Annotated in this window: 18 protein-coding genes and 1 tRNA gene; 12 read left to right on the forward strand and 7 right to left on the reverse strand. The window is 37.2% G+C overall.

What is annotated here, in order from left to right; genetic code table 11:
- Positions 1–329: 329 nt before the first annotated feature.
- From EZY12_24095 to EZY12_24120, 6 genes are all read left to right on the forward strand, one after another.
- Positions 330–2,018 carry an NAD(P)H-quinone oxidoreductase subunit 4 gene (locus tag EZY12_24095; protein ID QSX67706.1) on the forward strand — a complete coding sequence of 563 codons (1,689 nt, stop codon included), beginning with the start codon at positions 330–332 and terminating at the stop codon, positions 2,016–2,018.
- Positions 2,019–2,171: 153 nt separating this feature from the next.
- Positions 2,172–2,837, forward strand: a complete 666-nt coding sequence (locus tag EZY12_24100) for a hypothetical protein (protein ID QSX67707.1) — start codon at positions 2,172–2,174, stop codon at positions 2,835–2,837.
- Positions 2,838–2,915: 78 nt separating this feature from the next.
- A complete protein-coding gene (locus tag EZY12_24105; protein QSX67708.1) occupies positions 2,916–3,167 on the forward strand; it encodes a BolA family transcriptional regulator in 252 nt (83 codons plus the stop codon).
- Between the two features lie 87 nt (positions 3,168–3,254).
- Positions 3,255–3,578: a Grx4 family monothiol glutaredoxin gene (gene grxD / locus EZY12_24110; protein ID QSX67709.1), complete on the forward strand. Its 324-nt coding sequence runs from the start codon at positions 3,255–3,257 to the stop codon at positions 3,576–3,578.
- 289 nt (positions 3,579–3,867) lie between these two features.
- On the forward strand, positions 3,868–8,172 hold the full coding sequence (locus EZY12_24115; protein ID QSX67710.1) for an AAA family ATPase: 4,305 nt from the start codon (positions 3,868–3,870) through the stop codon (positions 8,170–8,172).
- A gap of 37 nt (positions 8,173–8,209) precedes the next feature.
- A complete protein-coding gene (locus EZY12_24120; protein QSX70815.1) occupies positions 8,210–8,968 on the forward strand; it encodes a hypothetical protein in 759 nt (252 codons plus the stop codon).
- Between the two features lie 284 nt (positions 8,969–9,252).
- Here EZY12_24120 and EZY12_24125 read toward each other — a convergent pair whose 3' ends face one another.
- Positions 9,253–9,507 (reverse strand): hypothetical protein, encoded by a 255-nt coding sequence (locus EZY12_24125; GenBank protein QSX67711.1) that lies wholly within the window; start codon positions 9,505–9,507, stop codon positions 9,253–9,255.
- 981 nt (positions 9,508–10,488) lie between these two features.
- On the opposite strand from EZY12_24125, the gene EZY12_24130 reads away from it, so the two are divergent.
- Positions 10,489–11,259 (forward strand): response regulator transcription factor, encoded by a 771-nt coding sequence (locus EZY12_24130; protein ID QSX67712.1) that lies wholly within the window; start codon positions 10,489–10,491, stop codon positions 11,257–11,259.
- 53 nt (positions 11,260–11,312) lie between these two features.
- On the opposite strand, the gene EZY12_24135 is transcribed toward EZY12_24130, so the two are convergent.
- A complete protein-coding gene (locus EZY12_24135; GenBank protein ID QSX67713.1) occupies positions 11,313–12,056 on the reverse strand; it encodes an ATP-binding cassette domain-containing protein in 744 nt (247 codons plus the stop codon).
- 78 nt (positions 12,057–12,134) lie between these two features.
- On the opposite strand from EZY12_24135, the gene EZY12_24140 reads away from it, so the two are divergent.
- Positions 12,135–13,679, forward strand: coding sequence for a protein kinase (locus EZY12_24140; protein QSX67714.1), 1,545 nt, complete (start codon positions 12,135–12,137; stop codon positions 13,677–13,679).
- 21 nt (positions 13,680–13,700) lie between these two features.
- On the opposite strand, the gene EZY12_24145 is transcribed toward EZY12_24140, so the two are convergent.
- From EZY12_24145 to EZY12_24165, 5 genes are all read right to left on the reverse strand, one after another.
- A tRNA-Ser gene (locus tag EZY12_24145) sits at positions 13,701–13,785 on the reverse strand.
- A gap of 726 nt (positions 13,786–14,511) precedes the next feature.
- Positions 14,512–15,480, reverse strand: coding sequence for a hypothetical protein (locus EZY12_24150; GenBank protein QSX67715.1), 969 nt, complete (start codon positions 15,478–15,480; stop codon positions 14,512–14,514).
- Between the two features lie 10 nt (positions 15,481–15,490).
- Positions 15,491–15,736 (reverse strand): hypothetical protein, encoded by a 246-nt coding sequence (locus tag EZY12_24155; protein ID QSX67716.1) that lies wholly within the window; start codon positions 15,734–15,736, stop codon positions 15,491–15,493.
- A 600-nt stretch (positions 15,737–16,336) separates the two neighbouring features.
- Positions 16,337–16,804, reverse strand: coding sequence for an Hsp20/alpha crystallin family protein (locus EZY12_24160; protein ID QSX67717.1), 468 nt, complete (start codon positions 16,802–16,804; stop codon positions 16,337–16,339).
- Between the two features lie 288 nt (positions 16,805–17,092).
- The gene (locus EZY12_24165; protein QSX67718.1) at positions 17,093–17,851 is read right to left on the reverse strand and encodes a thioesterase; all 759 of its coding nucleotides are present in this window, start codon (positions 17,849–17,851) and stop codon (positions 17,093–17,095) included.
- Positions 17,852–17,982: 131 nt separating this feature from the next.
- On the opposite strand from EZY12_24165, the gene EZY12_24170 reads away from it, so the two are divergent.
- From EZY12_24170 to EZY12_24185, 4 genes are all read left to right on the forward strand, one after another.
- On the forward strand, positions 17,983–19,431 hold the full coding sequence (locus EZY12_24170; GenBank protein QSX67719.1) for a carotenoid oxygenase family protein: 1,449 nt from the start codon (positions 17,983–17,985) through the stop codon (positions 19,429–19,431).
- 311 nt (positions 19,432–19,742) lie between these two features.
- Positions 19,743–20,576 carry a hypothetical protein gene (locus tag EZY12_24175; protein ID QSX70861.1) on the forward strand — a complete coding sequence of 278 codons (834 nt, stop codon included), beginning with the start codon at positions 19,743–19,745 and terminating at the stop codon, positions 20,574–20,576.
- A gap of 48 nt (positions 20,577–20,624) precedes the next feature.
- Positions 20,625–21,356 (forward strand): DUF2207 domain-containing protein, encoded by a 732-nt coding sequence (locus EZY12_24180; GenBank protein QSX67720.1) that lies wholly within the window; start codon positions 20,625–20,627, stop codon positions 21,354–21,356.
- A 612-nt stretch (positions 21,357–21,968) separates the two neighbouring features.
- Positions 21,969–22,634, forward strand: coding sequence for a sigma-70 family RNA polymerase sigma factor (locus EZY12_24185; protein QSX67721.1), 666 nt, complete (start codon positions 21,969–21,971; stop codon positions 22,632–22,634).
- Positions 22,635–22,637 lie beyond the last annotated feature (3 nt).

Consider the following 22,637-nt stretch of genomic DNA (forward strand, 5'->3'; position numbering starts at 1 on the left):
TCATTGCGGGATGTAGGTTTTACGTTAAGTTGACACCAATAAGCATTGCTAAAGCCCTACATAAATCGAAGAGGATTGCCATGACTATAAATATAATCTTGAAACCTTAAAATTTTCTGCGCTCCTGTGTGAAAAAATTATCTTTTTACCCAGCAAAATCCCAAAATTTTTACTTATCATCAAGCAGATTCATCTAGTCAATCATTAGCATAAGATTTACTTAGGTATATATTCTCTTATGCTAATCTAGGGAAGAAACTTATAAAGAAATTGTTACAAAGTTTAGTAGAATGACCTCATTACACAAATGAGTATTTTTTCTTATTGACATGATAGCGGATCAATTTCCTTGGCTTACCGCAATTGTCCTATTTCCCCTCCTGGCATCCTTTCTTATCCCTGTATTGCCTGATAAAGATGGCAAACTTGTCCGTTGGTATGCACTGGGCGTAGGTATTGCCGACTTTGTTTTGATGTGTTACGCCTTTTGGAAGCATTACGATGCCAGTAATACCAGTTTTCAACTCGTAGAAAATTATGCCTGGATGCCCCAGATAGGACTCCACTGGGCAGTTTCCGTTGATGGCATTTCCGCACCGTTGGTACTTTTAGCGGGCTTTGTTACCACATTGGCGATTTTTTCAGCTTGGCAAGTTGACCGCAGACCAAAGCTTTTCTATTTTCTCATGCTTGTGTTGTATTCTGCACAGGTTGGGGTATTTGTCGCCCAAGACTTACTGTTATTTTTCATCATGTGGGAAGTTGAACTAATTCCCGTATATTTACTAGTTTGTATTTGGGGTGGACAACGGCGACGCTACGCAGCTACAAAATTTTTACTTTATACCGCAGCAGCTTCTATATTTATCTTGGTAGCAGCCCTAGGATTGGGCTTCAATGGTGGCGGAAATGTCACTTTTGATGTTGCAGAACTGGCACAAAAACAATATCCCCTCACGCTGCAACTGTTACTATATGCAGGTTTGTTAATTGCCTTCGGCGTAAAATTGGCAATTTTCCCCTTCCATACTTGGCTACCTGATGCCCACGGTGAAGCATCTTCTCCCGTATCTATGATTTTGGCGGGCGTGTTGTTGAAAATGGGTGGATATGGACTAATTCGCCTGAATCTTGACCTGCTTGCCGATGCTCATGTTTACTTTGCCCCGGTTTTGGCTATTCTCGGTGTTGTCAATATTATCTATGGTGCTTTAAATTCTTTTGCCCAAACGAATATGAAACGGCGTTTGGCTAATTCATCAATTTCCCACATGGGTTTTGTATTACTAGGAATTGCATCTTTCACCGATTTGGGCATCAACGGCGCAATGTTGCAAATGATCTCCCATGGCTTAATTGCTTCCGTGTTGTTCTTTTTGGCTGGTGTAACTTATGACCGTTCCCGCACAATGGTAATGGCAGAAATGGGCGGTATTGGTCAAGCCATGCCAAAAGTATTTGCGCTCTTTACAATGGGAGCAATGGCATCTTTGGCGTTACCAGGAATGAGTGGCTTTGTGAGTGAACTGGCGATTTTTATCGGCATCACAACTAGCGATGTTTACACTTCCACATTCTGCACTGTCACGGTTTTTCTAGCCGCTGTGGGAGTTATTCTCACACCTATTTATCTACTTTCTATGCTGCGTCAAGTATTTTACGGTTCTGGAGCAGCCCTGATGTGCGATATTAACAATGTCGGCTTTGAAAATCTCGAAGATGAAGGAACGGCTTGTTTTGGTACAGATTGTCTCCTCCCTGGGGAAACTTTATATACTGATGCCAGACCCCGTGAAGTGTTTATTGCCACCTGTTTTCTGGTGTTGATTATTGGCATTGGTTTCTATCCGAAAGTGGCTATGCAGATGTATGACGCGAAAACTGTAGCTATCAATACTCATGTTCGCCAATCTTATACGATCATTTCCCAAACTAATCCTCGTGTTTATGCCAGTGGATTCTTAAATCCGCAAATTCCAGCAACCGAGTTAACACCTGTCTTGGGAACATTAAAATAGGCAACTAACGACTAAGAGAAGTATGGAGAACTTGACACTCTCCTACTCCTTGAATATTTATCAAATTACTTAACTTCATATTGAGGACAAAGAGAGTTAAGATACTCAAGGTTTCCTAACTTTTTCTATAAAATTATTGCCCTAATTAAACTCATGAATGCTGCTCCCTTAATTCGCTTTACATTTTTATCACTCATAACAGTTTTGGGGCTGCTATCACCTGCCTATGCTGAGGCAAAAAAGCCATTAAATCCTGTTAGTCAAACAAAACCCACTACTCCAACAAAACCCACTACTCAAACAAAACCCGCTACTCAAACAAAACCTGCTACTCCAGCAAAACCAACTACTCCAGTCAATCCCGTTAATACAGATCAGCCTAACACCCTCAGCCCAACTGGAATAAGTGGTAATATCTTAAGTATTGAGGGAGGCGATCGCTTAATCAAAGAGGCAGAGCAAGCAGTTACTAGTCAAAACTACACCCTAGCTATCAAAAAATTCCAAGAAGCTCGCCAAGTTTATAATCAATTATCCAGCATTTATCAAGACCTCAATGCTAGTTTTACAGGTATTGACATTCGTGCCGCTGATTCTCACCGCAAGAATGCCTTAGCAACTGCCCAAAAACGAGATGAAGCCACCTATCAATTAGCCCTAGTACATCGAGCGCAAAATCAGCCAGAATTAGCTATACCTTTGCTAGTGCAAATCATTAAAAGTCAAAACCCTACCAGAGAATTAGGTAAAAAAGCTTATCAACAATTATTAGAATTAGGTTTTGTAGATGTACCCTTTCCCCGTCAAGGTAATAAATAATTGGCAAAGGGTAACAGGCAACAGTCAACCGCAACATATCTGTTAATAATAGAGAAGTAAGTTTTTTCAGAAATTGCAATGATAAGTCCGCAGCAAGTCGAGGAAATGATCAAGGCAGGGCTGCCAGATGCCCAAGTGCAAGTACAAGACTTGACAGGTGGTGGTGATCACTATCAGGTAACAGTAGTTTCATCGCAGTTTGCAGATAAAAGACTGGTGCAACAACACCAACTAGTTTATGGCGCATTGCAACAAGCCCTGTCAAGCGAAGCCATTCATGCTTTAGCTCTTAAAACCTACAGTCCCGCAGATTGGCAAGCAGCAAACTAATTTGAGATTGAGGATTTTGCATTGAGAAAACAAAATCTAAAATTGTATCAACTATTGACTTTCACAAAATAAAGGAAATAACTAATCATGACCCCAGAAACCAAAGCAAAAATTGATAACTTAGTACAACAAAACAAAATTATGGTTTTCATGAAGGGCAACAAATTAATGCCCCAATGTGGTTTCTCTAATAATGTCGTGCAAATTCTCAATACCTTGGGAGTTCCCTTTGAAACCCTAGACGTACTTGCAGATTCTGAAGTTCGTCAAGGCATCAAAGAATATTCCAACTGGCCAACAATTCCCCAAGTATACGTTAATGGTGAATTCCTGGGCGGTTCTGATATTCTGATTGAAATGTACAACAAAGGTGAATTACAAGAAACAGTAGAAGTAGCTCTAGCTTCTTAATATCATTTTTTAGGTGTAGGTTGGGTTAAGAGGATGTTTTAAAAGTCTCTTGTGGTGTATCAAATATTTTTAGATCCCCCTAAATCCCCCTTAAAAAGGGGGACTTTGATTCTAGTTCCCCCCTCAGAAAGGGGGGTTAGGGGGGATCAGTAAATGCCTAAAATCACCACCCAAAACTTTTCAAACAACCTCTAAGGAACGCAACCCAACACCTGATTTTTATTAGCTACAATTGCAAATTTATTTTTAAATATTAAATTATTTATTACTAATATCTTTTACCAAAACTATGAATAATAAAACAAAGATAGAAGATTGTGGTTATACGTTTATAGGTTCAGCCGTTGATAATGTAGTTCGCCATTTTGAAGGCCAATCATCTCTACAATTATATCCTGACTTTCGAGAACGGCGAGAACGTGCTAATGAATTATTATTTGAGTTAGTTGGTAAACAACCTGGCTTATTTTATATTCGTCGTCAAGGAACTGGAAAAGAACCAGGAGAAGAAATTTGGGAGTTAATTATTGCCACAGACCAAGATAACTTTCAACTACCAAAAAGATTAAAAAAATTAGAAAAAACTTTAGGATTTAAAGCTGCTATTCGTCAAGATGGATATGGCGGATTTAAAATTTTATCAGCTTATTTACTACATGAATTGCGGGGAAATATTGACGGCTATGCTTTACCTTATTGGTTGCGGTTAATCCCCAATAATCAACATCGTCTAGATATTCCCAAACCATTATTGGCAAAAATTAAAAATATGCCAATTTGCGGAAATCATGTCCCCACAGAAGATCAACTTAAAGCCTGGAAAGCATTTTTAAAAGTTGAAGAACGCATTGCTAAATCACGGCAATTTTGTGTATCTTTCCGAATTTATCATAATGGCTCAAATTCTCGACAAATCGCTTTAGAAGTTAAAGTTAATTCAGCTACCCTTAACGGTTCTGACGAAAATATTTTAGGGATAGAGAACTTTTGGGAACGGGTAAGAAAAGCCAAAAATCAAGAAGTTAAATTTTTAGATTCTGTACCCACAGACAGAAATCGTCGTAACAGTCGTCAATTAGGAACTATTGAAAAAATTGATCAAAAAAATAATTTGATTCATGTTCGATTAGAACGGGAAATAATCGAATATATAGCCAAAGGTAATTATCAACTTCCCAATAAAGGCTATTTATTTTTTGATGCTGCTGGAGATATCAAACAAATTGAACGGAAAGAAAAAGCCTTAGAACAATTAAAACAAGGACGCACTCAAAATCCCTATTTAGGTAACTTTCTATTTGACGCTTCCCAAGCCAGACCGATTATCAAAAGGATTAAACTTCAATCAAAAGACTTATTATTATCTACCGCTAATGCTGGACAAAAAGCCGCAGTGGAAAAAGTCCTTTCCGCAGAGGATTTAGTGCTGATTCAAGGACCTCCAGGTACAGGTAAAACTACCGTAATTGCAGAGATTTGCTATCAGGTAGCATTGCGCGGTGGACGAACATTAATTACATCTCAAGCCAATTTAGCAGTTGATAACGCCCTCAGTCGCTTAGTTCACAATCCCGTTATTCGCGCTATCAGAAAAGGACGAGCCGAAAAAGTGGGAGAGGAAGGACAACCATTTTTAGAAGATCAAGTAATTGGTACATGGCTACAAAATACCGCGACTGACTGCGAAAATAATCTCAGTCAACGTCACGAAAATATTAAAATCTTAAATCAATTATTACCATTATCATCACGATTTACAGACTATTTTCTCGCGGAGGCAGAAGTAAATCACCAACAGAATGAACTCAAGAATGAAAAACTAAATTTAGAAGCATCTTATCAAAAACAAGAACTTGAATATAATCAAACTTTAGTAAATAAAAATGAAATTGCATCCTTAATTACTGGGTTAGAAAATATTCTCAAAAATCCCACTAATATAGATTGGGAATCTTCAGAAATTAACAATTTTTTACCACAAATTAAACCTTATACAGAAAATAACCAACAAGTAGAGGATTTTCGGGAAAATGTGCGTCAAGCTATTAAATGTATTGAGGAACTTGGTTTTGTCCGTCCGGGATTTGGTGCATTTGGGTTAGCAGTTTGGTTACAGGAAAATATCACAACTCATATTTCTCAATTTAAACCAGGATTAAAGGATGCTAATGATGTTGGTTTAGCTATTTCAGAAGTAGCAAAATTAGTTTATATTTGTCAACAGCATTCTGTATCTTTGGAGAAATTAGAAACAGATCATCAAAATTCTCATGACCAAAACGATTTACAGTCAACAATTCAAATTTGGGAAAATCGCAAACGAGAAATTGATTATATTGTTGAAGCCATTGTCGAATGGAAATCTACAGCTTACAATAACTTGTATCAAGCATTGAAAGAATGTCAAGAATCTGATTTTGAATTAACAGAAAGTATGGTGGGTTTACCATTAGGTCTATTAATGTTTGCTAAGACATTAAAATTAACTATTGTTCCTAAAAATTATCAAATCAGTTTACCAGATTGGGGAGTATTAACAAAAGCCATATCTTATGAAATAGCGGGTAACTTTACTGATAGAAAAGGGAAAAAACATGATTTTAGTTATTTTTTACAAGAAAGTTTTAGTCAAATTCCTATAGTATTATCAAAAATTGATCAAATTCAATGGCAAACAACCTATCAAAAACTCCAAAATTATCAACTCCTGCACCCAAAACAGCGAAAATTGCTAGTTGAAAATACTCAAGTCTTTTTAATTAGATTAGAAAAAACTTATGGTAAATCCTTTGAATGGAATAATATTGAAGCTACTCTTACCCGCATTACCCAAGAATTACTAGATATTATCTTAGTTTATGCCCGTCAATGTGTTTTAAGACTTAAAACTGAAGCTGAACAACAATTAGAAATTTTACAAGAACAATTTCAAGAACTTCCGCAAAATACAATTTCTTCAGAAGAAATATCTGAAGCTAAATCTCAGGTAAAGAAAACTAAAGAAGCTGCTAATTTAAAATTAGCAGAAGTTATTAATAAATTACAAGCACTTCATAAACAGCAAAATATCCCGCTGCCATTACGGATTTTAGCAGAAAAATATCTAACTAGACAAGCAAATATTTGGGAAAAACCCCGGGAATTTTGTCAACAAGTCAAGTTTTGGGAAAATCGCATCAATGAAATAGAACCTCTAATTTCATCATTAGCACCTTTTACTATTTTAGAAACAATTAAAGACTCTTTAAATCAGGAGTTTACAAATTCACAAGCAGAAGCTGATATTTATCAACAACAAGTTGCAGAATTACGAATCATAATATCTGATTTAGAACAGCAATTACAATTACAGTTATCAGATAGTTTGATTAGAGAACGGAATTGGTGGCAATCCATTTGGCAAACTATACCAGATAAATTAAAACCAGAATTATCTAATGATAATTTATGTGACCCAGACTCTTTAGTCAGTATTCAAAATAAATTTAAGTCATGGAAACGACAGCTAAAAAGTGAAGAAAATTATCTGCACAAATATCAAAATTTTGTGCAAGATTGGGTTGCAAAACTCCGTCAACCGTCAGAACGAGATAGTCAAGATCTCAGACGAATTTATTTAGATAATGCTAATGTAGTGGGGATTACTTGTGTTCAAGCTGCTAATTATAATTTCTCAGAAGAATTTCAATCTTTTGATGTTGTGATTATTGATGAAGTTAGTAAATGCACTCCTCCAGAGTTACTAATTCCGGCGTTGAAAGGTAAAAAATTAGTCATGGTAGGAGATCATCGGCAATTACCACCCATGCTTGATACTAGCACTGTGGAAGAAGTTGCTAAAGCAATGGGTAATACTAGAGAAGAATTGCAATTTTTAGAAGAATCATTATTTAAAAGTCAGTTTGAAACCGCTGATAAAAGCATTAAAAAAATGCTAAATACTCAATATCGAATGCACCCGATGATTATGGGTGCAATTAATCAATTTTATCATGGTAAATTGGAATGTGGGATTTTAGAACCTGATACCAAACGCGCTCATAATTTAGCAGGGGAAGTTATTCAATCTGATCATCATCTATGCTGGGTGAAAATGCCTAGAGAAAATGAGTTTCAAGAAGAACGAAATGGAACTTCATTTTTTAATACTAAAGAAATTGATGTGATTGAAAGTATTTGTCAGCAATTTGAAACTGTTTGGGTTCATAAAGTTGCGAATGGAGAACCAAAAAAAGAAATAGCTGTAATTACATTTTATGGCGCTCAATTAAGAAAAATTGATGAACGCTTACAATCTGAACTTTTTCCTTCTTTACAAATTAGAACGGGTACAGTTGACAGATTTCAAGGTATGGAAAGACCAGTGGTAATTGTGAGTATGGTAAGAAATAATCAACAAGGAGATGTGGGATTTGCCAATAAACCAGAACGGGTAAATGTGGCTTTTTCTCGCGCTCAAGAATTACTGGTAATTGTCGGTTGTCACGATTTATTTACAGCTAAACCCGGTACAGTAGGTAATATGTATTCTCAAGTTGCAAATACTGTTAATGATCATGGAGGGTTTATTGATGTTTCCTGCTTCTGTAGTTAAAAAAATTGATGAAAATCTGAAATATATAGTTGAGAAAATTGAAGCTGAAAGTTCTGGTTTGTCAGTTTTAGCAGCGCGTCAGTTTCGCTATACTGTGACTCAAAATTCTCTAGAATTGACTATTAAAGAACCTCGCAATTTTAATATCTTAGAAGAGTTTATTATTCGGGCTGGTATGGAGTTTAATCCTCCGCCTACAGCTAATGACTTAGCATCTATCTTAGGGCTGGATTCTGTCTTTGTTAAAAGTACCATTGCTAATTTGCAATCTTTACAAACTCTAGCAGATACACCTCAAATTACTGTCACAGCAGAAGGTAGTTTATTTTATGCCCAGGGTTCTGTGCCTAAGCCTCCATACACTGTGCAAATTTATGCAATTACTGATAATTTAGCCGGGAAAATTATATTTCAATATGAATCATTGGAAGATATTGCAATTAATCAGCCAGATTTATCAGAATTCGTGAATATTGAAGCAAAAAATCCAGCAATTTCTAGTTTAAAACTTGCAGATATTCAGGACATGGTGCAAGCTTCTAATTTACCTCTTCATGTCCCCACAGAAGGTAAATTTATTACTGATTTTAAAGTGCGAGGTATTACACAAACTATGGGGAAAAATATCTCCCTGTTTGTGATTTATGATAGTAATCAAGATAAATTAAATATCCAAATTAGAAGCGGTAAGGAAATTTTGGAAGTTGCGACAAAGAAGATTGCTCAATTGTACAGTGCAGAAAAACTATCTCTAGAAGAATTGTGTCAATTATCGGAAGAAACTAATTCTCCGTAGGTTGGGTTGACGCTCATGTTACCCAACATTTACTCGACTTGGTTGGGTTTGGTCTTCGTTCTACCCAACCTACAATTCAGTTTTAATCGTTTATATAAACTTAAGCATAAATATTTACAATAAATAAAAGGAAAATTCCCCTCAGCAGTATGAAACTGGAGGGGTTTGATCATATCAATTGCAGTATTTCCCAAATTCCATCCCCCTATACCCCATTGACCGCTGCAAAAATTGTGCTACAATCGTCTGCGGTAATAGGCTAATCAACAAAATCAGATCATCCTTTAGTAGTAGCCATGTTGTTTTTCAGGTTCCGGTTGAACCATGGCGAAGTTAGATACATCATGCAAGTAACGGCTGGCTTCCTCTTCTAAGCGATGAACCCAATATGGTTCCATGATGTTACTATGTCGAAGTGCGGCAAGGTATCCATCCAAATACATCCGCATATCATCCATACGATAACCACGGTTCCATAATTCGATGAAGGCATCGGTAAGTCTCTGGTAGTAACGGATTGCTTGTGTGTCTTGGAGCATAACTGCTGTATTAGTCTCTTTGGTATGAGAATTGTAGATGATGATTCACGCTCAATGAAGTATCACTTCATTCCTATGTATTAACTCATAAGTTAATATTTTCACCTTGGGTGAGACCCCCCAGCAGCTAACAACTTAATTAGATCCTACGCCAAAAAATTGGAACTATGGTAATTTTGTAAGGTATATTTACGATTTTTTTGTCAAAAGTTTGATCTGATATTATGGCGTTAGCCATATATTTACAATCACAAAGGGTAATTGATTTTTATCCAATTTTTGGCGCGGTTTCCTTTGGAAATACAAATCTAGCCATTAGGGCATAAATCTGTAAAATTAAGTTTGAGAATTTATTAGCTGTTTCCGGGACTAATAACAAACCATGTCTACCTTTGGTCGTAATCGGGTGTGATTTTTATGCTACTCCCTTTGGTAAATGATTGTTCTATTAAGTTTACCATATCTCTTAAGGAGTAGGACAGATAACCATAAATAAACTTTAATGATAGGGGTTAGGAGTCACCGAGTCAGGAGTCAGGGGTTAGGAGTCACCGAGTCAGGAGTCACCGAGTCAGGAGGAAGTAAGAATGGAGTCAGGAGGAAGTAAGAATGGAGTCAGGAGGAAGTAAGAATGGAGTCAGGAGGAAGTAAGAATGGAGGAAGTAATTGTGCTATTTAACTTTTTGAAGTAAATTTTGTACCTGATTCTAGTTCATAGTGCTACAAGTGATGGGGAAGTAATTTTATTTACCTATTACCGCTGCAAAATGGATTAATAGTAACTTGAGCTAATATAATATAAACGTAATAAAAATTTAATAAAGCTACTAGCATGGCTGCAAATAAAGTAAAAAATAAATTTTTTGCAAGGTTTTTTAAAGGAAATGTGAAGGCTGTGCCTATGGAAGTAACAAAAACTACAAAACCTTGAGCATGAGATTGTTAATTTGAGATTCATCAACGCTAAGGGGTCTTACCACTGTGGGTTCGGTTTGTATAGAAATTGTTGAGGGGAATCCCCATCTGAGGTCCTTGTTGGGTTGGCACTTGCAACAACTAGAATACCGAGTTCATCAAGCTGCCAGTATTTATCAAGCAAAAGAAGTATTTTTGGGACATCAACCCACTCTAGTCATTCTAGATGCGGATTTATCAGATGGTGATGGTGTGGAGTTTTGTCGCTGGTTGCATCGTCAACAACAGCCTCTAATTCTCATGTTATCTGCTCGAACTAATGAAGCTGATATTGTTGCGGGCTTAAAAGCGGGAGCAGATGACTATTTAAGCAAACCTTTTGGAATGCAAGAATTTTTGGCTCGGGTTGAGGCAATTATTCGCCGTAACCGGACACCGACCGCACCGGCTCATTTAGATTATGGTAGTTTGCAAATTGATTTAGTCCAGCGTCGTGTTCGTTTCCAAGGGGAGTTTATTGACTTAACACCCCAGGAATTCAGTTTATTGTATGTCTTGGCACAAGCTGGAGGAATGCCTTTAAGTAGATCGGAATTATTACGTCGTGCTTGGCCTGACGCTATTGATAACCCACGCACCATTGATACTCATGTTTTATCGCTGCGGAAGAAGGTGGAACTTGATCCGCGTCAACCCAGCTTAATCCAAACTATTCGCAATGTTGGATACCGATTTAACATGGAAATTTTGAACACCAATATTCCGCAAACGCCAGCAAAATTACCAAGAGAGAGATTTACTAATCAGTTACCTGTATTGACTACTCAAAGTTCTTAGCCTCTTTCTGGCGATTTTAAACTGTTAGCAAGAGGTGCTTCTAAGGAGATTTATTAAGTCCATTCTGCTACTGCTTGAGTTTCCGCTTGAGTTAAACTGGCTGCTAAGTTACCCCAATCTATTTCAGCGGCAGGTTGATTGATAACTAATTGACCTTGCTGAAGATGTAAGAGGTGAGTACAAAACTCTTGTGCTAGATCAATTTGACGATTTACCATCAAAATCGCCGAGGAAGGGGGTTGATTTAGGTTGGTGAGGATGTCCATTAAAGGACCAGATGTGGCATTGTCTAAGGCTGATGTAGGCTCATCTAAGAGTAAAATCTGGGGTTCGGTAACTAGGGCGCGAGCGATCGCAATTAACTGTTTTTGTCCGCTGGAAAGTTGTACTTCAGTCCGTCCTAACCATTGTTCAGGAATTTGGAGTTGTTCTTGCCAATAACTGACTTTTTCCTGAATAATTGGCTGCGGTAGACCCCGGAGAATTAAAGGATAAGCTAAAGCCTGTGCAACTGTCATCCCCAATAGTTTAGATTCTTGTTGTACCAGCATCACCTGTTGACGGAGTTGGATAACGGGAATTTGGCGATATTCCTGATTTTTCAGATAGATTTTTCCGCTGCTGGGTTCATTTAAGCGGTTAATGAGACGTAACAAAGAAGTTTTACCAGCACCAGATTCACCGACAATTACCAAGCGATCGCCAGGTGACACATTAAAGGAAATATCCTGTAGAATCGGGTATTGGTGTTGATGCTGTAACCGCCGATAAAAATTAACAGATTCTAGCCTGAGCATAGGGAATAAGTGATAATTAATAATTAACAAGTGCTATAACCCAATTAATTATCTGCTCATTTAAGACGAAAAAACCCTATGTTAGCAGGAACAACTTTGCAGAATGGAAAATATACCATCCTCCAGGAAATAGGGCGGGGCGGATTTGGTGTTACATTCAAAGCTATGCACCACTATTTAGGTCAAGAAGTGGTGATGAAAACAATGAATGAGAAATTGCGGAAACACCCCGATTTTTCCAAATTTCAGCGCCAATTTCAAGATGAAGCTAGGAGATTGGCCGCTTGTGTTCATCCTCATATTGTCCGAGTCAGCGACTTTTTTGAGGAAGATACTTTATCTTATATGGTGATGGAATACGTCCGTGGAGACACTTTAGGTGCAGCATTTGTGTTACCAGGAATACCTCTAGCAGAAGCCACAGCTATTCATTATATCCGCCAAATAGGTGCAGCATTGCAGGTGGTACATAATAATGGTTTATTGCACCGAGATGTTAAACCAGATAATATTATTTTGCGTCAAGGAACGCAGGAAGTAGTGCTAATTGATTTTGGCATTGCTAGAGAATTTAATAATGGGGTAAAACAGACACATACAGGTTTGGTTAGTGAAGGATATGCACCCATTGAACAGTATTTAACTCAAGCGAAGCGCACAGCAGCTACTGATGTTTATGGTTTAGCCGCAACTTTATATGCACTGTTAACAGCACAAGTTCCCATTCCTGCATTATTACGTGACCGGGAACAAATGCCCTCTCCTCGTGAACTACAACCCCATCTGAGTGGAGCTGTTAATCAAGCAGTTAATCGGGGAATGGCTGTAGAACCCCATTTTCGCCCTACTTCAGTAGCAGAATGGCTGCAACTACTACCAGGAAATGGGCTGAATGTCACATCACCAAGTTTACCTACCCAAGCAGTAGCTACTATTAATTTATCAGATTTAAAATCAGAAGATTTACTTAAAAAAGCTCCTTCCCATCCTATTGCGACACCATTAAAAGTTGCAAATATAGGAAAAAAAGCAGGTGTATCTAAGGGAGTTATTAGCATTAGTATCGCCTTAGTTGCAGCTACAGCAGGTTTTAGTATGACGCGGATATTATCAAAACCTAATTTGCAATCATCACCTAAACCAGTTTTTGAACAATCTACTTACGAGTCTAATCCACCCAAGCCTGTTATTGTCATACCACCAGCAGCTACAAATCAAAAAATTCAAAATTCCTCTTTGGGCGAATCTGCACCAGTACCTAGTGTGAGGAGAAAACGCAGAAATATTCGTGTTTCCCCAGAACCAATTCCTACTAGTAATTCTGAGGAAAAAGCACCTGAGAATAAGGACTCTCAACCCACACCAAAGCCAAAGACCACAATCAAGCAATCAACACCAGTTGTTACTTCTGCACCTTCCTTAATGGATACTTTGCGTGAGGCCAAAGAATCCCAGAAAGCTTCTCCTCCTTCGGAAAATACTGCACCAAAATCTCGTCCCGTAGTTACTCCACCCCAGGAATCTCAACCAGAAAATTCTTCTTCTGTGGTAGTTCCAACAGTAGAAACAAACCCCAATCAAGCGCCGGAAAGTCAGCAGCAAAAGGAAGAAAAGCCGCAATAATAATGGCAACAATAATGGCAACGGAGAGGGGGGGATTTGAACCCCCGTTGGGTTTCCCCAAAACGCATTTCGAGTGCGTCACCATCAACCACTCGGACACCTCTCCAAAAAAAAACTTGTGGCACTGGCCATTCTAACATATAGGAGTCAGGAGTTCAAGGAGGAAGAAAGATTTAAATTCAATAGATTAATATCAAGTTAAGTAGGTAGGGACAATTAAATATAATATGGGCAGGTAAGAAGCCCACCCCACAAGAAGCATGATATTTTTGTGGGGTGGGCTTCTAGTCTGCCCAAAGTCAACAATATTATTTTGATATTTATTTCAGCCTATTTTTGACACTCTCAGGTCTAAAGACACTGAGATTCTCCAGACAGAATTAGTTTAATCTAATTCTCGTTACGGTGGTCAAATATCGAAAGAGTGAGTTTACTTAAATTGAGTCTAAGTTTTCCCGTTACTTTTATCGTTTCTAATTGTCAACTTAAGCTCAAACCTTTGTCTTGCAAGGAACACAAGTTCAACTTGTTCCCATACTCTGTATGGGAATGAATTTTAGAAGGCTCTGCTTTCAATGAATAAAGAGGCACCAGCCTCTGTGATGGCATTCCCAGTCGGAGACTGGGAACGAGATATGGTAAGAGTTTGAGCTTAAGTTGACACCAATGGCTGAATGTGGGTTGTATTATTAGCAGGCAAGAATGCCTGCACCACAAGAGAATTTGGGATATTTTTTTATTTGGAAGTCTCGATAGTATTTTTTTAGGTAAGTAGCATAAATTATTGAATTTTGAGAAGGTGCGTTACAAGTTGTACCGCACCCTTTTTGTCTCATTTCTGGGCGATCATATTCATATCCCAAGTATACAAACCAATTTGGTGAGGAACTCTCACAAATCGGCCTGTACGATGCCCCCTAGATAGTTCATTGAGAACCTTATTTTTGACCTCTCTGACTTCCTCTGCATCTAGATGTCCATAAATACCATTAACTATCTCATTCACATTGAAAATTCGTCCCGCATTTTGTTCTAGAAACAAGGTCAGAGCATCAATTAAAAATTGACCATCAAATTGTGCCAACATGGGAACTACTTTCATCTGGGGTTTGACGAAATGTTTGTTGGTTTTGCTGGATTTAATGCTCCTAGATATTCCCTTACCCTGAATTGGTCCTAGTGCATTTAAATCTAAGGTATAACAACCAGGTTCATTAGGAATCGCTGACCAATAACCACTTTCTCTCCCCTGAGTTAGAGATGATTGGACTCTACCTTTGACAACTTTAAAAATAGTAGACTCTAAATCACCATAGAGCGATCGCACAACAAAATCTATGTGACAGACAGTCCCCACATATTCATGCAATAGCTTTTTCAGTGCTTCCATGCGAGTCATATTTTCATAGTGAGCAAGCATGGGAATTTCTTCCCCTTTACCGAGATAGTGACGACGCTGGAAGGAAAAATTTCCTGAGTCTCTAACTTCATTAAAGGAATGATCTACTTTGAAAGAGTCTAATTTAGGAATTTCTGACTCTATAGAATCCAAATATTCCAGATGAGAACCGTGATTAGGAGACAACAACAACAGTGAATCTTCTTCAACTGGCTCAACTTGGTTGTTGTCATCACTATAAGACCAAGTAGACAACAAAGATTCTACATTATCTAATTGCGATCGCGCCTCTATAAATAGACGTTGGTACTTTTGTGCGAGACTCCCATAGTAATCTCGCAATTCCAACAATGGCGTAATAAATACATCGGGTGGAGCTTGTAATTGTCCTGGAGAATTCATAGGGATTCACTCAACCTAAATCTATATTGCTGGTATAAGTCATGGCTCTAGGCTTGCTTGGTGTAGATACCTGGAGTGATTTTTTAGGAGGTTGGGGAGGACGACAACTTTCACAGTATAAAGGACGAGTTCCAAAAGTTTCCCGCTTTGTAGCCTGATTACATTCCTTACAAACAAAGTTGAAAACTCGCGTGTGAATCTGCCTTTTGTGCGCTCGGACAGTATATTCTCTAACATCAATTACTTTGGTTGCCATAATTAATAATTGCTAATCTCAATCCTCTTTATATAGCTATTCAAGCAAATGAAACTGTATCAGTGTGTGTTTTTAGAGAAGTTTTCCAATTTTTGGGAAAGTCCTATCTAAGTCAGGGATACAAACTGCTATTTCCGATATATTAACAGTGAATGAGATATATTTGCTCATCTCTTACATAAAAGCATGAAAAGGAATATAGGCTAAATTTGTTGCACTCATAACTCTTAAATACAAGAATGTCTTTTAGCATCTATCTTGAGAATTAACTATATAAACCATATTCCGCACTTCATTTTGTAATATGCGAATGTTTCCTTAATTTTATTTTTTATTGTCATTAAAAATACATAGTTTATCAAATATTTCCAGTTTTAATACGTAAGCCTTTGACCCTTATTAAGAATAATTCTTGAAAAGTCTCATACTATATTATGAAGTGCGGAATGTCGGATATAATTGGAAACATATTTTTAGGCCCATTTTAAACTCAGGGTAATTGATAGTGAGTTATTCTCTGCTCTAATCAGCACAAAAAAATGAAGGATGAAATGATTGTAAAATCCTTCATCCTTCCCAATTTAGTCTCCAAAAAGGCCATTAACCAAGACGAACCTTCACAGCTTTGTGTTTTTCCGACTCAGCTTTAGGAATAGTCAGATGGAGAATTCCATTCTTATATTCGGCCTCTACTTTTTCATTATCGACAACAGCAGGCAAGGTAATTAACCGTTGGAACTTGCCATAACGAAACTCAGAGCGAGTCATACCCTCGGCTTCCGTTGTCGTTTCCGATTTGCGCTCACCGCTAATAGAAACCGATTCGGGAGTGACTTCGACATCAAGATCCTTTGCGTCCAAGCCTGGTATTTCTACCCTCAACTGCAAATCACTATCAGTTTCTACAATTTCAGCAGGAGGAATGAAAGTTAATCCTATTTTCTCACTGGCATCAGGTGGTAATAATTGTTCAAACAACCGATCCATTTGTTGCCGGATAATACCCATTTCAGGGAATGGTTCCCAGCGTTCTATTTCCCGTAAAGGGTTCCAACGGACAAGTGTCATAACCATCTCCTCAAAAATCTATAATTTGATTTTCTGATTCGGCAAGACTAAATCTTCAGCTTCTGATCTGGTAAACAATAATACTACTAACAAAACTTCTAACTTTTAACTTCTTGAAGCCTAATCTCTTGCTTCCTAATTAAATGGTAGCACTAAACAATTAATTGATTACAGTTCGGTTTTATAGATATAATTGTCGTAATAACCGTATTATTTAGCTAATAATTCCATGTTTATATTTTAGAATGAAAATGGGGGTGTTACTACTATTTTTTAGACAAAATTATCTTAAATATGGAACTGTAAAGATTGAATTATACTATTAAGTAAAATGCTTTTATCTGTATTGATGAAAAAATGATCTCCATCTATCTGATGTAAACAAAAAGAGGCAAGAGTTTGCTCTTTCCATCCAAAAAGAGCAGTATAACTAACTGTTGGGTCTTGTAAACCACCAAAGGCAGTAATAGGAGAATCTAGCGGAGGTTGAGGAGTATACACATAGGATTCTAAAACTTTAAAATCAGCGCGGATAATCGGCAAAAACATCTGCATCAATTCGGCATTTTTCAGCACTGCGCTCGAAATTCCATTAAACTGGGATATTGCAGTTAAAAAATCCGGATCTGGTAATTGAGAAATTGGCGGTTTTTCAGCAGTAAACTGTGGTGCTTGACGGGCGGCAATAATAAGATGTAAAGGGTGAAAATTATATTCAGAACGCAGTAGCTTAGTTAACTCAAAACTAATTAATGAACCCATACTATAACCGAAAAAAGCAAAAGGTTTATCTAGATAGGGGATGATATTGATAGCTATTGCTCTAACTAAAGGTTGAATTTCTGTGTATGCAGGTGATTTGATTTGTCTTCCTCTACCGGGAATTTCGATAGGACATAATTCCATAGTTTTGGGTAAATAATTAGCCCAAGTCCGAAAAACTGTGGCACTACCACCAGCATAAGCAAAACAAAATAGGCGTAATTTGGCTTGAGGATTGGGTTGAGGGCAAGTTACCCAAAGGGTGAAGGTAGTTTTGATTGTCATCACGTAAAATAGGAGAAAATGATATAATTTAACAGGATTTTTGAGATATATTCATTTAATCAGCATCAAATAAATAAATAATTCTCACTCGATGAAAATTTACTCTTTTAATTACTGACTCAATTGGCAATATGCAAGCAACTGATAAAAAGTCACATAAAAAAGCATGGGCTGGGGCAATATCTCAACCTGCAACAGAATTTGCTGCTACTCAATTACCCATTCTCGCTGGCAGAATCCCCGATGGTTTACGGGGTACACTGTACCGCAATGGACCAGCACGACTAGAACGGAATGGTATGAGGGTGGGACATTGGTTTGATGGAGATGGGGCAATTCTCGCGGTTAATTTCACCAATGTAGAACCAGTTGGAGTTTATCGCTATGTGCAAACAACTGGTTATCAAGAAGAAACTACTGCGGGTAAATTGCTTTATGGTAATTATGGCATGACTGCACCAGGAATTATTTGGAATCAATGGATAAAACCCGTAAAAAATGCAGCTAATACTTCCGTTTTAGCGTTACCTGATAAACTTCTCGCATTGTGGGAAGGTGGTAAACCTCATGCTTTAGATTTGCAAACTTTAGAAAGTTGTGGTGAAGATGATTTAGGATATTTAACTAAAGGATTAAGCTATTCTGCACATTGTAAACAGGATGGAAATACAGGGGAAATTTTTAATTTTGGTGTGACTCCTGCCTTAAATGCCATACTTAATATTTATAAAAGTGACTCCACTGGCAAAATTATCAAAACAGCAACACATCAATTGAAAGGAGTACCAATAATACATGATTTTGTTTTAGCGGGACAGTATTTAATTTTTTTTATCAGCCCAGTCCGGTTAAATCTTTGGCCTGTTTTGCTAGGAACAAGTAATTATAGTGACTCTCTAGAATGGCTTCCCAAATTAGGAACTCAGATCATAGTCTTTAACAGAGAAAGTTTATCTTTAGTTAGTCAGGGAGAAACTGAATCTTGGTTTCAATGGCATTTTGCTAATGGTTATGTAGATGCTACTGGTGCAGTAATTGTAGATATTGCCCGTTATGAAGATTTTCAAACTAATCAATATTTACGAGAGGTAGCTACAGGGGAAACTCACACAATTGCTAAGAGTACATTTTCCCAAGTGCAACTTAATCCTCTCACGGGAAAAGTAATTAAAATTGAACAACTTTCGGATAAACATTGTGAGTTTCCTAGTGTTCCTCAACAAAATGTAGGTCAATTTTCTCGCTATACCTATATGTCTGGATTTCAACCAGGAACAGATATGGCTAAGGAGATTGTCAATACTATTGCTTGTTTTGATCATCAAACTGGAAATTTAATAGCAGCGAATATAGGAGAAAATCGCTATCCTTCTGAACCTATTTATGTGCAAGATTCGCAAAAATCTGATCAAGGTTGGTTGTTAACAGTGATTTATGACGGTAATACTCACAGTAGCGAAGTTTGGGTATTTGCCAGCGACGCGCTAAATCAAGAACCTGTTTGTAAATTGGGATTACCCAGCGTTATTCCTCATAGTTTTCATGGTACATGGAAACCTGCTAATACACCAGGCGACTAGAAGTCGCGGCTAAACAGACAAAACCCACCTTCGTGGGTTTCAAATTCCTGGAGTCCGCGTAGCGTGTTATGAGCTAAAAAACATCTAATTTACATAATCAAATTAAATATAACTCTTGTGGGGTGGGCATCTTGCCCGCCCAGAATTAAATATAACTCTTGTGGGGTAGGCATCTTGCCCGCAGCTTAATTTTTTTAATCATTGGGTATATTTGCTTTATTTTTTGATTGTAAAGTTTTGTAAAGATATAGATAATAAGACTCTGCTTTGACAGAAGAACTCATAGAAGCAAAAATTAATTACCCAATTCTATGAATCTTCAACAAGCAGAATTATATCAACGTCTTCAAGAATTTTCTTTAGATGAAAAAAATGTTTCTTTCTCTTTTAGTCAGAGGTTAGCAAGGGAGAATAACTGGACATTTGAATATACTCAACGTGTAATTGATGAATATAAAAAGTTTGCTGTTATTGCTGTTTTTGCTGGACACCCAGTTACACCTTCTGATCAAGTAGATCAAGTTTGGCATTTACATTTAACATATACTCAGTCTTATTGGGATGATTTTTGTGGAATATTAGGAATAGAACTAGATCATGGTCCGACTCGTGGTGGTAACAAAGAATATAATAAATTTAATAATTGGTATCTGAATACTGTAGATACTTATAAACAGTTTTTTGAAGAAACTCCACCCATAGATATTTGGCCAGCTTCTCATATTCGTTTTGATAAAGAAGCTAATTTTCAGCGTGTAGATACTCAGAGAAATTGGATTTTAGCCAAACCTAATTTGAAGTCTCTCAATATAAATATTTCTCGTTTTATTCCTCAGAAATTTTATCTATCATTCTTGTTTACCTTGACATTAATTTTCACAAATTCTCGGATTTTATTAGCATCTAATAACACTAATTCCCAAACTTCTCAAGGTTCCGAAAATACTATTGTAGTCGGGTTTTTAATAGCGATCGCTTGTTTTGTGATCTTTTTTGTTTGTAGTGGTGGTGGTGGTAGCAGTGGCGGTGGTGGTAGCAGTCGTGGTGGTGGTTGCGGTGGTGGAGGTTGCGGTGGTGGAGGTTGCGGTGGTGGAGGCTGCGGTGGTGGAGGCTGCGGTGGTGGAGGCTGCGGTGGTGGCGGTTAATCGTCTTATAGGCTATTGATTTTTATCTCATACAGAGAAAAGGAAAATATGAAGAAGGTTTTGATCAAAAGAATTGGGTTTTGTTTAATTGCTATCTTGGTAACAGTGCTGATTACATTTACTCATGCTGTTGCACAGGAAGTACCATTTTATTGGGACTATATCAACGTTAATATTGACGTACAAACTAACGGAGATATGTTAGTTACGGAAGAACAAAAGTATGTGTTTAAATCAGATTACTCTAATCAACGATATCGTTATATTCGTTTAGATAAAGTTGATGAAATTAAGGATGTAACAGTTCAAGAGAATAATAAAATCATTCCTAGTGAAACTGGAATTGAAAATAATCAATTTTGGATTCGTTGGCAACATCAATTAAAACCACCAGAATCACATATATTTGTTTTAAAATATCGTGTAATTGGGGGATTACATATCAACAATGAAAATACTCAAGTTTACTGGAAAGCCATTTTTGCTGACCGTAAAGCCCCAATTCAAGCAGCAAAGGTTCGGGTACAATTACCAGAAGCTTTATCTGGTAAAGTATTGGAATTTATGAAATTTGGGACTCCAGCTACAGCCCGTCAAGTAAATCCTAGAATATTTGAATTTGTTGCTAATCAGCCTATTTTACCAAAAGAAATTCTGGAAGTTCAAATTAAATTTCCTAGCGAAATTCTCAATATTAGTAAACCTCATTGGCAACAAAGCAACTTCTGGGGCAGTTGGAAAATTATACTTGCTGGGTTATTTGTGCTGGTCTTTTTTTAACAAAAATAGGTTTAGCAATTAATAATCGTCAATGTCCTCAATGCAAAAAAAATACTCTCAACTGGACTTATCAATTATTTGATGTTACAACCATTAAGGAATATGAATTAAATAAAGTGCAAAAGTAGGGTGTGTTAGCGACAGCGTAACGCACCATTTCAGGTTAAGTCAGAATTGTAGGTTATTAAATTTGCGTTCCTAAAGGAAAAATAAAAGTCATCAGATTCATCCAAGAGGGCAAAAATTGTTCTGACAACAACAAGGATTAAAAAGCGATTACATTAATTAGTGAAAGTAAAATCATAGCCCGCCTGGGAATGAATTCCCAGTCTAATAGCCAAAGTAAAATCATAGCCCGCCTGGGAATGAATTCCCAGTCTAATAGCTAAAGTTATCTTTAGATAACTAAATATCCCAAAAATCTTTAGTCCACTTCAGCAGACTTTGGTTATTAGCCCTGAAATATGGCTTACGCTGAGGGGATGTGAAAGCCAACGGATAAGTAAGGACGTATTGGAATACACCCTTATTTAAGTGGACACTTATGAGCAGTGCTAAACCCTTACCTGCTTAAATCAAATAATTAAGCCGTTTTGAGTATACATCAATAAAATGGATGAATTAGAACTAAAAATCCTCCAACTTATTCAAGAAACCTGTCAACATCCCAGTGGTAGTCTTGCCCGTCAAAAAGGACTCAATCAAATTATTTTATTGATTCAAAAAACAGGTAAATTATTGCGGGGTACAGGTATACCTGATGCCGAAGAAGCTTTACAGGAAACTTGGTGGTATTTTTGCCGCAATCTCTGTGAAGCAACTACCGCCAAAGAACCATATAATCCTGAAAAAGCTAGTGTAATAACTTGGATTAATAATTATTTAAGTTATCGCTTGCAAGATAAAAAGATTAGTTTTTATGAACAAAAAAAGAAATTTAATTTCCTGTTAGAAGACAATGAACAACAAATAGATCCTGCAAATTTAATTCCTGCACCACCAGAACCAAGACCAATATTAAATGAAATTCAAGAATGGTTGAAAAATGAATCTACCCAACTGCAACGTATTCATATTAGAGATCGTCCAGATGTTAATTGTTATGTTTTAATTACCCGTCGTTTACCACCAGAAACAGGTTGGATAGATTTATCTGTAGAGTTTGATATACCTGTAGCAACTCTCAGCAATTTCTATCAACGTCAATGCTTTCCCCGTCTTCTCAATTTTGGTAAATCCCAAGCTTATTTTGATAGCGAAGGTTACTTTGATATATAAATT

This window comes from Dolichospermum sp. DET69 (assembly GCA_017355425.1).
Taxonomy (GTDB): Bacteria; Cyanobacteriota; Cyanobacteriia; order Cyanobacteriales; family Nostocaceae; genus Dolichospermum.